Source organism: Thioclava sp. 'Guangxiensis' (genome assembly GCF_045348365.1).
In the GTDB taxonomy this organism is placed as follows: domain Bacteria; phylum Pseudomonadota; class Alphaproteobacteria; order Rhodobacterales; family Rhodobacteraceae; genus Thioclava; species Thioclava kandeliae.
In genome coordinates this window covers 494,241-504,658 of the sequence record NZ_CP155824.1, presented here as the reverse complement: position 1 = coordinate 504,658, position 10,418 = coordinate 494,241, and the positions used below count along the sequence as shown (strand labels likewise).

The 10,418-nt window shown below is 66.3% G+C and carries 7 protein-coding genes; all 7 read left to right on the top strand.

Going from position 1 to position 10,418, the window contains the following annotated elements:
- Nucleotides 1-178: 178 nt before the first annotated feature.
- The 7 genes from ABEB22_RS19600 to ABEB22_RS19570 all read left to right on the top strand — a co-directional run bounded on the left by ABEB22_RS19600 (nt 179) and on the right by ABEB22_RS19570 (nt 10,338).
- On the top strand, nt 179-379 hold the full coding sequence (locus ABEB22_RS19600) for a hypothetical protein (RefSeq protein ID WP_349295041.1): 201 nt from the start codon (nt 179-181) through the stop codon (nt 377-379).
- Nucleotides 376-4,221: an amino acid adenylation domain-containing protein gene (locus ABEB22_RS19595; protein ID WP_349295040.1), complete on the top strand. Its 3,846-nt coding sequence runs from the start codon at nt 376-378 to the stop codon at nt 4,219-4,221. The genes ABEB22_RS19600 and ABEB22_RS19595 overlap by 4 nt, the downstream gene beginning before the upstream one ends.
- A gap of 179 nt (nt 4,222-4,400) precedes the next feature.
- Entirely contained in the window at nt 4,401-6,578 is a 2,178-nt protein-coding gene (locus tag ABEB22_RS19590) for a TonB-dependent siderophore receptor (protein WP_339115556.1), read from the top strand.
- A gap of 60 nt (nt 6,579-6,638) precedes the next feature.
- Complete coding sequence (locus tag ABEB22_RS19585) at nt 6,639-7,625, top strand: iron ABC transporter permease (RefSeq protein WP_349295039.1); 987 nt, start codon at nt 6,639-6,641, stop codon at nt 7,623-7,625.
- Nucleotides 7,622-8,614, top strand: a complete 993-nt coding sequence (locus ABEB22_RS19580; protein WP_349295038.1) for an iron ABC transporter permease — start codon at nt 7,622-7,624, stop codon at nt 8,612-8,614. Before ABEB22_RS19585 ends, ABEB22_RS19580 begins: the two co-directional genes overlap by 4 nt.
- Entirely contained in the window at nt 8,605-9,375 is a 771-nt protein-coding gene (locus ABEB22_RS19575; RefSeq protein ID WP_339115553.1) for an ABC transporter ATP-binding protein, read from the top strand. The genes ABEB22_RS19580 and ABEB22_RS19575 overlap by 10 nt, the downstream gene beginning before the upstream one ends.
- Nucleotides 9,376-9,384: 9 nt before the next feature.
- Nucleotides 9,385-10,338, top strand: a complete 954-nt coding sequence (locus ABEB22_RS19570; RefSeq protein ID WP_349295037.1) for an ABC transporter substrate-binding protein — start codon at nt 9,385-9,387, stop codon at nt 10,336-10,338.
- The last annotated feature ends 80 nt before the right edge of the window (nt 10,339-10,418 follow it).

Here is a 10,418-nt window from a genome sequence, read left to right as displayed (position 1 = left end):
TCGGTTTGGTCGGTCCTGCTCCCAAGACGCGCCAGCCGCTCCGGAATTCACCCCCACACGCAAAAATAATTTTTTCGCGCGGTGTGGTGAATTTCGCGCCCCCCGTGGCGTCTAGGGAAATGACCGCCGGCCCTAAGGCTCCGCTCGGCCGCTCCGATTGCATCGAAGGACAAAGACGATGACCGATCCTCTCTCCGCGCCGCTCTGGCGTATCCTGCGCAACCATGAAGGCCGCTTCGGGCTGTCGAAGGCCCATCATCCGGTGCCCCTTGGCTGGGAGCCGGTGGGGCCCGCGCTGCCGCATGAAGCGGCCCTTGCCGATCTGCGCCAGCGCTGGTGCGATATGCGACCCCTCGCGCTGCAGGAGGTCCGCCCATGAGCAAGGATCTTCCGTTCGAGACCATGCGCGCGCTCAGCCCGATCGAGCGCCGGATTTATGCCCATGCCCGCGTGGGCGAACTGGCGCCGTTCACCCCCGAGATGCTGGTGCTGGAATTCGATCACGATGCGCAGAAGGGGCTCGATGCGGCGTTGGCGCAGGTGCTGGCCCGCCATCCGCTCTTTACCGCACGGCTCGAGCCGCAGGCGGGCGGCGAGGTGCTGCGCCATCAGGATGGCCGGACCCTGCCCGAGCCCTGCGCGCCCGAAGACTGTCTGCCCGCGGCGCTGGCGCGGCTGACACCCGATCTCGAGACGGCCCCTGTCCGGGTGCTGGTCAGTGGGAGGCAAGATGGCGGACGGATCGTTGCGATCCGTGCGCATCCCCTTTTGGCCGATGACGGGGTGTTCGCCTCGGTCGAAGCCGCACTCTGGGAGGCCATGGGGTCGGGGCCGGAACCGCGTGATACCGCTCCGGCGGCCCCGGTGTCTCTCGAGGACCGCCGCAGACGTCTGGCGGGATGGAAGGCGCGGCTGGCGAGCTATCCTGTCGCGCAGCTCCCCGCCATGCCCGTCGATCCCGCCATAGCCGCGCGGGCGGCGCGCTCTACGGCGCAGGCGCAATTCGACCTGCCTGCGGGGCTTGCGCCCGAGGACGTCGAGACAGCACTGGCCACGGCCCTTGGTGTCGTGCTCGGACGTTATGGCGAGGGGGAGACCGCGCTGCGTTTCGTGCTGGGGCAGGGACCGGAGCGCTCCGTGGACCGGCAGGGCACAATCCTGCCGCTCTGTCTGGCCCCCGAGAGGATGCGTGGCTTTGGGGCGGCCTGCACTGATACCGCCCGCCGGATCACGGAGGCGCGCGCCAATGCGCTTCCCGCGGAGCTGCTGGAGCAGGAAGAGTTGGCGCGCGAGGGCGGACCGCTCGGGGCGGTAGCGCTCTATCTTCGGCCCTTGCGCGCTCTGCCGCAGGGGGTCGGGCGGCGCGCGCGTGCCATGCCACCACTGGCCGAGGAGGTGGTGATTGTGGCCGAGCCGGGCGAGGGAGTGCTGCACATGACGGCCAGCGCCGATGCCACCCGCCATACGCCGGCGCAGATCGAGGCGCTTTTGCACCATATCGGGCGGGTGCTGACGCAGGGCATGGCCGCACCCGAGGCGCCGCTTGCCCGTCTGCCGCTGCTGACGCTCCCCGAACTCGACCGGCTGTCGGCCCCCTATCCCGATACCGGCCCCATCGATCCGCGCCCGACCCACGAGATCATCGCATGCCATGCGCGTCGGACCCCCGACAAGACGGCCATCATCTGTGGTGACACGCAGCTCAGCCATGCGCAAATGGAGGGGCAGGCCAATGCGCTGGCCCACCGGCTGGTGGGTCTGGGGGTCGGCGCGGATGTGCCGGTGGCGATTGCCATCGAGCGCGGGGCCGAGGCCGTAGTGGCTATTTTGGCGGTGATGAAGGCGGGTGGGGCCTATATTCCGGTCGAGCCCGACCATCCGGCGGCACGTAACCACCATATCCTGCGCGATGCGGGGGTGCGGGTTGTGCTGACGCGCAGGCGCTATGCCGACCGTCTGCCCGAAGGGCTCGAAGCGGCGGTGCTCTGTCTCGATGATCTGAACGACGCGCCGCGCCCCGATGCGCCGCAGGTGCGGATCCATCCCGACCAGCTGGCCTATATCATGTATACCTCGGGCTCGACCGGCAAACCCAAAGGGGTGGCCGTCGAGCATGGGCCGCTCTCGCATCACAACCAGACCACCGCGCGGGTCTACGAGATGAGCGAGGAGAGCCGCGAGCTGCCCTTCCTGCCGTTTTCCTCGGATGGCGGGCATGAGCGCTGGATGGTGCCCCTGATGATGGGGGGCTCGGTGGTGATCCCCGATGGCCCGCTCTGGACGCCCGAGCAGACGCTGGACGCGATGCGCCGCCACGGCTGCAACAATGCCTCGATCCCCACCACCTATCTGCAGCAGCTGGCAGAATGGGCCGAGGAAACGGGCAGCGCCCCACCGATGCGCCTTTATTCCTTCGGGGGTGAGGGACTGGCGCAATCGACCTTCGATCTGTTGTCGCGCGCTCTTGGGGCCAAGACCCTGATCAACGGCTATGGTCCGACCGAGACGATCATGACGCCGATGGTCTGGAAAGTGCCTGCAGGCACACGGTTTACCGGCACCTATGCGCCTTTGGGCCGTGCGGTGGGCGACAGGCGGGCCTATGTGCTTGATGCCGAGATGATGCCCTGTCCTGCGGGCGTGGTGGGCGAGATCTATCTGGGCGGCACGGGGGTCGCACGTGGCTATGTGGGCAAGCCCGATGTCACGGCGGACCGCTTTGTACCCGACCCGTTCGGGCCGGATCTGGATGGCAGTTCGGGCGGGCGGCTTTACCGCACCGGCGATCTGGGGCGCTGGCGCGAGGATGGCACGATCGATTTTCTGGGCCGTGTCGATCTGCAGGTGAAGATCAATGGCTACCGGATCGAACCAGGCGAGATCGAGGCCGCCCTTCTGGCCGAGCCCGAGGTGTCGGAGGCGCTGGTGCTTTTGCGCGAAGACGGCGGGCAGAAACGGCTGATCGGCTATGTGACGGGGCCTGCCACCGGCGCGGCCTCCGAGGAGCGTCTTGCGGCGGCGCTGGCGGCAAAACTCCCCGCCCACATGCTGCCCGAGGTGGTGATGGTGCTGGAACGGATGCCCACCAATCCCAATGCCAAGCTTGACCGCGCCGCCCTCCCGCTGCCCGAGGCGCGGGGACGGCCCTGTCTGGGCGTGGCCGCCGAGACAGAGGCCGAGGCACTGCTGCTGCCGCTCTGGCGCGATCTTCTGGGCCAACCCGAGATGGGCGTTACGGATGATTTCTTTGCGATGGGGGGCAAGTCGCTGCTGGCGCTCAAGGCGTTGGCAGGCATGCGCAGGCTCTGGCCCGAGACGGTGTTGACGATTGCCGATCTGTTCGACGCCCCCACGGTGCGCGCCCTCACCGCGCGGATCGGGGCGCGGGGGACCGGACGGCGGGCGATCGCCCTGCGGGCGGGCGGCACACGTCCGCGGCTCTATTGCTTCCCCGGTCTTCTGGTCTCGACCCGCGAATACCAGCGGCTGACCGATTATCTTGGCCCTGATCAGCCGGTGACGGGCTTCCTGTGCCAGTCGCTCAACGAGGAAAAGCGGCTCAATGTCTCGGTCGAGGAGGTGGTGGCCGAATATGCCGCCCATATCCGTGCCGAGGCACAGGGCCAGCCTGTGGCCTTCCTTGGCTGGTCATGGGGCGGGCTTCTGGCATGGGAGGCCGCGCGGCAATTGCAGGGCGCGGTCGATCTACGGCTGATCGGCATGGTCGATGTCTGCGATCTGGGGCCGGAATTCACTCCCGGCGTCGCGCCGCAATTCGGGGCGGGCGAGCGCGAGGCGCTCGAGGCCGATCTGGCCGCATGGCTCGCGCGCACGAAGATGCGGGCGCAATGGGACCGGCTGATCGGGGCGATGGATGCCGAATGCTACGCCCAGTTCCTGCGCTTTATCGGCAATGAGGCCGAGCCCTTGCCCTTTGACGGGCCTGAAATCTCGAGCCGCGAGCACACCTTCTGGGTGCTGATCGACAATGCGCTGGTATTCCGCAGACACCGCCAGCAACCGCTCGATGTGCCGGTGGCGTCCTTTAGTGCGGGCGACAGCCTCTCGCGCGGGCTGAACCTGCTGGATTGGCGCAGGCTTAGCCCGCAGGCCACGGCGGCGCAGGTGATCGCGGGGACCAACCATCTGCGCATCATCGGCGAGACGGCTTTCCATACGCGCCTCAAGGCGCGGCTGGATCAGGCTTTCGCGGGGCTCTAGCCGCGCGTGTTGCGGGCCGGAGACACTGACGCAAAGGCAGTCCGGTCCGCAATGCTCTCGGGTGGTTGACATACCCGTGAGGCTGGATATGGTCCGCGCATCCTAGGTTGTCCCCAGGCGAGCGCTGACCTCCATGTCAGTTCCGGCGCGGTTGCGCCCTTGCTTTTGGGACATTCTTGATGACTTCTCCTCTCCATACCCCATCGCGCATGGTCCGGCCTATGGCGATTGCAGCCCTCATGGCCAGCACGGCGCTGACCCTTCTGCCGGTGCATCCGGCGATGGCGCAAGACAGCGCCGACGGGCAGAGCGCGGGCAGTGACACCTACGCCCTGCCGCCGATCATCGTGCGCGAGAACCTTGCCTATTCGGGCGCGGTCACAGGCTATCTGGCACCGGCCACCGAGACGGGCGTCAAATCCGGCGTGCCGCTGGCGGAGGTGCCGCAATCGATCACCGTTGTCACCTCGACCGAGCTCGAGGCCCGCAAGCCGCGTCAGGTCGAGGATGCGATCGCCTATTCGGCGGGAGTGAATGCCTCTACATGGGGCACCGATGACCGCTATGACCAGTTCTCGATCCGTGGCTTCGATATGGGGCCGAATGCGCTTTACCGTGACGGGTTGCCGCAGAAGGCGCTGAATTTCTCGGGCTTTACGTCAGACCCCTATATGATCGAGCGGGTCGATGTGCTGCGCGGTCCTGCGGGCGTGCTCTATGGCTCCAACGACGCAGGCGGCATGGTCAATCTGGTAACCAAGCGCCCTGTCTTCGGGCCACTGGCCGAGGTGGAGGCCAGCTATAACAGCAATGACACCGCGTCTGTCGGCTTCGATCTGGGCAATGTGCTCAACGAGAGCGGCACGCTTGCGGGGCGGCTGACGGGGCTTGTGCGTCGGGGCGAAACCGATGTGGAGGACTCGGCCAATGACCGCCAGTTCGTGGCCGGATCGCTGACCTGGGCGCCCACTGACGCCACCTCGCTCACCGTGCTGGGCCATGTACAGCATGACAGTCTGACGCCGATCCTTATGGGGCCGATCAATGGCGAAGATATCGATCCGAGCTGGGGCAGCCTGCCGGATGACTGGCTGTTGCACGAGCCCGATTACAACGAGATGAAGACCACCCAGCAATCCATCGGTTGGGATTTCACCCATGATTTCGGCGGCGGGCTGCGGCTCAACCAGCGCCTGCGCTATGCCCATCAGGACACCGATTACCGTCAGCTCGATTATTCCTACGCGGCAGAGGAAGGGGTCTATTACTACCCGTTCCACAATGTCGAGGACGCGCGCTCGCTGGGCTTCGATACCAATCTCGAATACGGTTCGACCGTGTTTGGCGCCGAGAACAGTCTGACGTTTGGCGCCGATTACCAGCTCAGCCGTTACAAGGTGACCCAATATCTCGATGATAGCACCTATCTCGTGAGCTATGATGATCCGAGCTATGATTTCGATGTGACCGAACCGGGGCTCTCGTCGGTGACGCACTCGCGCTACGAGGAGCGCGGGCTCTATCTGCAGGACCATATGAAGTTCGATCAGGGCACCACGCTGACCTTCGGCCTGCGCCATAGCTGGTTCGAGACCAAGCAGACCGATGATCTTGCAGGCACGAGCGATACCCAGAAAGATCAGGCCACGACCTACATGATCGGGGTGACGCATGAGCTGGCCAACGGGCTGACCCCCTATGCCAGCTATACCGAGGGCTTCACCCAGAATATCGGCAAGACGATCACCGGTGCCGCGCTTGATCCGTCCAAGAGCCGCCAGTTCGAGGCAGGGCTGCGCTATGCACCAAGTGCCGATCTGATGCTGAGCGGCGCGGTGTTCGACCTGCGCAAGACCAATGTGAAGGATTACGACACCACCGATCCGACATGGTCGAGCTTCTCGCAGGCCGGCGAGATCCGCTCGCGCGGGATCGAACTGGAGGCGCGGGGGCGTCTGACCCCGACGCTGCAGGGTGTGGCCAGCTATACCTATCTCGATACCGAGATCACTAAAAATGGCGATGCGAGCCTGATCGGCAATGAAAACGCGATGGCCCCGCATCACCAGATCTCGCTCTGGCTCGATCAGGACCTGTCCTCGTGGGTGGAAGGGCTATCGGTGGGCGCGGGCGCACGCTTCGTATCCTCTTCGTATTCGACGCAGGACAATCTGCGCAAGACGCCCGGACATACGCTGCTCGATCTGGCCGTCCATTACGAGGCGGAGCCGCTTTCGGTCGATTTCGGGGTCACCAACCTTCTGGACCGCGACTATTACGGCGTCTGCTATGACGGTTATGGCTGCGCTTTGGGCGAAGGTCGCGTGGCCACGCTGACCCTGAGCCGCACCTTCTGATCGACGACCGCCCCCAAGCCAGCCCGATTGCCAGCAAGGGACGCCGTAGCGGATATCGCCATGCGTTCTGTCTTACCTCTCCTTTTTTCCCTTTGCGCGGTCCTGATCGTGGCCGCGCTCTCGCTGTCGCTGGGGGCGCGTGTCATTCCCGTGGCCGATATCTGGCGCGCTCTGACCGATTTTGATCCCGCGCGCCCCGCCGATCTTATCGTGCAGGGGCTGCGTCTGGGGCGGACGCTGACAGGGTTCACCTGTGGCGCCGCGCTCGCCGTTGCAGGGCTGCTGATGCAACAGATCAGCCGCAATCCGCTGGCCGATCCGGGGCTTTTGGGCGTCAATGGCGGCGCGTCTCTGGCGGTGGTGCTGTGTCTGTGGACGGGAGTGGCGGGCGGGCCGGTCGCGCTGGGGCTTGTGGCCATGGCAGGGGCGGGGCTGGCGGCGCTTCTTGTCTTTGCCATCGGTGGCGGCAAGGCGGCGGACAGGGCCGCGATCTTGCGGCTGACCCTTGCAGGGGTGGCTATTTCGGCGCTGGCGCTGGCGCTTGTCTCGGCCATCGTGCTGCTTGATCAGGGCACACGCGACCAGTTCCGATTCTGGACCATCGGCTCGTTGGGGGGCGCCAATCCCGAGCGGTTCAATGTCCTGTGCTGGCCAGTGATCGCAGGTGTGGGGCTGGCGCTTTTGCTGTCACGCAAGCTCGATGCGCTGGCTCTTGGACATGCGGGGGCACGGGCCGTGGGCGTGCGGGCAGGGCCTGTCCTGCTGCTGGGTCTTGGGGCCGTAGCCCTTCTGTCGGGGGCCTCGGTGGCAATGATCGGACCGGTGGGCTTTATCGGGCTGGTGGTACCGCATCTGGTGCGCCGGTTGGTGGGGCCGCAGGTCATGGCGGGCGTGCTGGTGGCGGTCCCGCTGGGCGGGGCGGTGCTGCTGGCCTGCGACACGCTGGGGCGGGTGCTGGTCCGGCCCGCCGAGATCCAGACCGGTCTGATCCTCGCGCTGGCGGGTGGACCCTGTTTCCTCCTGCTGATCGGGAGGCTCGCGCGATGAGGGCGAAGGCGGTTTTTTCGCTGGCGCTTCTGGGGCTGGCGCTGGCGGATCTCTCGCTGGGGCGGTTCCTGTTCTCGCCCGGCGATCTGCGGGCCATTCTGGCGGCGGGGCCTGCGGGGGAGATGTGGGTGCTGCTGATCGATCTCCGCCTGCCGCGGGTCATGCTTGCGATCGGGGCGGGTATGGCACTGGGCCTCTCGGGGGCGCTCTGCCAGTCGCTCTTTCGTAATCCGCTGGCCGCGCCCGAGATGCTGGGAGTGACGGCAGGCGCCACATTCGGGGCGGTGCTGGTCATTCTGGCAGGGGCGCAGGGGATGGCGGTGACGCTCGGTGCGGGAGCAGGGGCGTTTGGCGGATTGCTGGGGCTTGTGGTTCTGGCAGGGCGGGCCTGTGGACTGAGCCGCCTGATCCTCACAGGCGTCGGGCTCACGCTGACGCTGGGCGGTCTCACGGGACTTCTGGTGGCGCAGGCCGACGACCGGCTGGCGGGAGATGCGATCTTGTGGATGACCGGATCGCTCAACGGCAGCTACTGGGCCCGCACCGCACTTGTCTGGGCTGTGGTGCTGCCGCTGTGCGGGGCAGCGCTCTGGGCGCGTGGCGTTCTTTTGCGCCTTGAAATGGGTGACGAGCTGGCGCGTGCGCTGGGGCTCAGGGTCGCACCTGCACGGCTGGGGGTGCTTCTGATCGCCGCCATAGCGGTGGCCTCGGCGGTCGCTGTTGTGGGGCCGGTGGGCTTTGTCGGGCTGATGGCCGGACCTCTGTCCCGTGCGCTCTCGCGGCAGATGGGCGTGCGCACGAGCGGCCCCGATCTGGCAGGGGCGGCGCTGTGCGGCGCGCTGGTTCTGGTCGTAGCCGATCTGATGGTCACCGCCACGGCCCCTTGGGCACTGATGCCTGCGGGGGTGTTCACAGGCATCTTGGGCGCGCCGCTTCTGGTGGTGCTGGTCGGGCGATCCGGCCGGAAAGGAGACGGAGCATGGGCATAACTGTCGAAAATCTTGCCATTTCCTATGAGCGGCACCGGGTGCTCGACGGGATCGACCTGACGCTGCCCAAGGGCTGCGTCACCGCGATCATCGGCCCCAATGGCTGCGGGAAATCCACGTTGTTGCGCGCGATCGGCGGCCATTTGCGGCCCGAGCGGGGACGTGTGAGGATCGAGGGCGATGATCTGGTGTCACTGCCGCCCAAGGCTCTGGCGCGGCGGCTGGGGCTTTTGCCGCAGGCCCCGCTTGCGCCCGAGGGGCTGCGCGTGGGGGAGCTGGTCGCGCGCGGTCGTCTGCCGTGGCTCAGGCCGTTCCGCCCGCTTGGTCCGCTCGATCAGGCGGTGATTGCCCGTGCCATGGAGGCCACCGATATTGTCGCGCTGCGCGACAGGCCGGTCGAGGCGCTCTCGGGCGGGCAGCGCCAGCGGGTCTGGATCGCGATGGTGCTGGCGCAGGATACAGGCTGGCAGCTTTTTGACGAGCCGACCACATGGCTCGATCTGCCCCATCAGCTGGAAGTGCTGAAACTGGTGCAGGCGCTCAACCGTGCCGAGGGACGCTCGGTGGTGATGAGCCTGCATGATATCTCGCTCGCGGCCCGTTTTGCCGATCATATCGTGGCTTTGCGCGCGGGAAAGCTTGTGGCCGAAGGGCCTGCGGCGGAGGTAATCACCCCCGACACGCTGAAGCGCGTCTTCGATCTTGAAGCGGATGTGATCCCCGATCCGCGCCATGGCACACCCCTTGTCCTGCCCTATTGAGAGGTGGTTATGCTCCGTCTTGTCCTGACCGTGCTGATCTGCCTGCTGCCCCTATGCGGGCAGGCGCAGGACTATCCGCGCGAGGTGACCCACAGGCTCGGCGTCACCCGCATCGATCACGCCCCCGAGCGCATCGTGACGATCGGCTATCACGAGCAGGATTTTCTCTATGCGCTGGGGATCGCGCCGGTGGGCGTGCATGAATGGTTCGGCAACAAGCCCTATGCCAGCTGGGTCTGGGCCGATGAGCCGCGCCGCGCGCTTGGCGGGCGGCCTGCGGTGCAATATGGCTACGAAATCGATATCGAATGGGTCTATGCCCAGAAACCCGACCTGATCATCGCAAGTTTCTATAACCTGAGCCCCTCGCTCTATCACGCGCTGTCGCAGATCGCGCCGGTCATCACGGGGCCTGCGGGCGAGGATGTGTGGAGCGTGCCATGGACCGACGAACTGCGTCTGATCGCGCGGGCTACAGCGCGCGAGCCGCAGGCGGAGGCGGTGATCGCGCGGATCGAAAACCGGATCAGCCGCATGGCGCAGGCCAATCCCGCCTTCCGTGGGCAGCAGGCCACGACCGGTTTCTATGCCTCCGACCATTTTGTGGGCTATGACGGGCGATCGGGCGCGAATGCCCTTCTCCAGCAGCTCGGCTTCGTGCAGCCGCCTGTTTTCGACGCGCTGGCACAGTCGACCGGCCAGTTCTCGGTGAGCCGCGAGCGTATCGATCTGTTCGATCGTGATGTGGTGCTGTGGCTGGTGGATCCGGCAAGTGCGGACGCGATCCGGCAGATGCCGCTCTACCGTGCGACACGTCTGGCCCGCGACGGGCGCGCGATCTGGGCCGATCCGGATCTGGCAGCGGCGCTCTCGTTCATGACGCCGCTCTCCATACCCTATGCGCTCGATCGGCTGGAACCGCTTTTGCAGGCGGCCACAAGGCAGCGCGACCCGGGGCCTTGAAGGCAAATCCTCCTTGTCCGGCGGCTCCGCCCGGCCGCCCTGCTCTATCTGCTCGATACCGATTCTTTACAGGTGACATA

What these genes read in the sequence shown, in the direction of transcription:
- ABEB22_RS19600 (WP_349295041.1), top strand. Translation starts at nt 179, where the DNA reads ATGACCGATCCTCTCTCCGCGCCGCTCTGGCGTATCCTGCGCAACCAT.
- ABEB22_RS19595 (WP_349295040.1), top strand. Translation starts at nt 376, where the DNA reads ATGAGCAAGGATCTTCCGTTCGAGACCATGCGCGCGCTCAGCCCGATC.
- ABEB22_RS19590 (WP_339115556.1), top strand. Translation starts at nt 4,401, where the DNA reads ATGACTTCTCCTCTCCATACCCCATCGCGCATGGTCCGGCCTATGGCG.
- ABEB22_RS19585 (WP_349295039.1), top strand. Translation starts at nt 6,639, where the DNA reads ATGCGTTCTGTCTTACCTCTCCTTTTTTCCCTTTGCGCGGTCCTGATC.
- ABEB22_RS19580 (WP_349295038.1), top strand. Translation starts at nt 7,622, where the DNA reads ATGAGGGCGAAGGCGGTTTTTTCGCTGGCGCTTCTGGGGCTGGCGCTG.
- ABEB22_RS19575 (WP_339115553.1), top strand. Translation starts at nt 8,605, where the DNA reads ATGGGCATAACTGTCGAAAATCTTGCCATTTCCTATGAGCGGCACCGG.
- ABEB22_RS19570 (WP_349295037.1), top strand. Translation starts at nt 9,385, where the DNA reads ATGCTCCGTCTTGTCCTGACCGTGCTGATCTGCCTGCTGCCCCTATGC.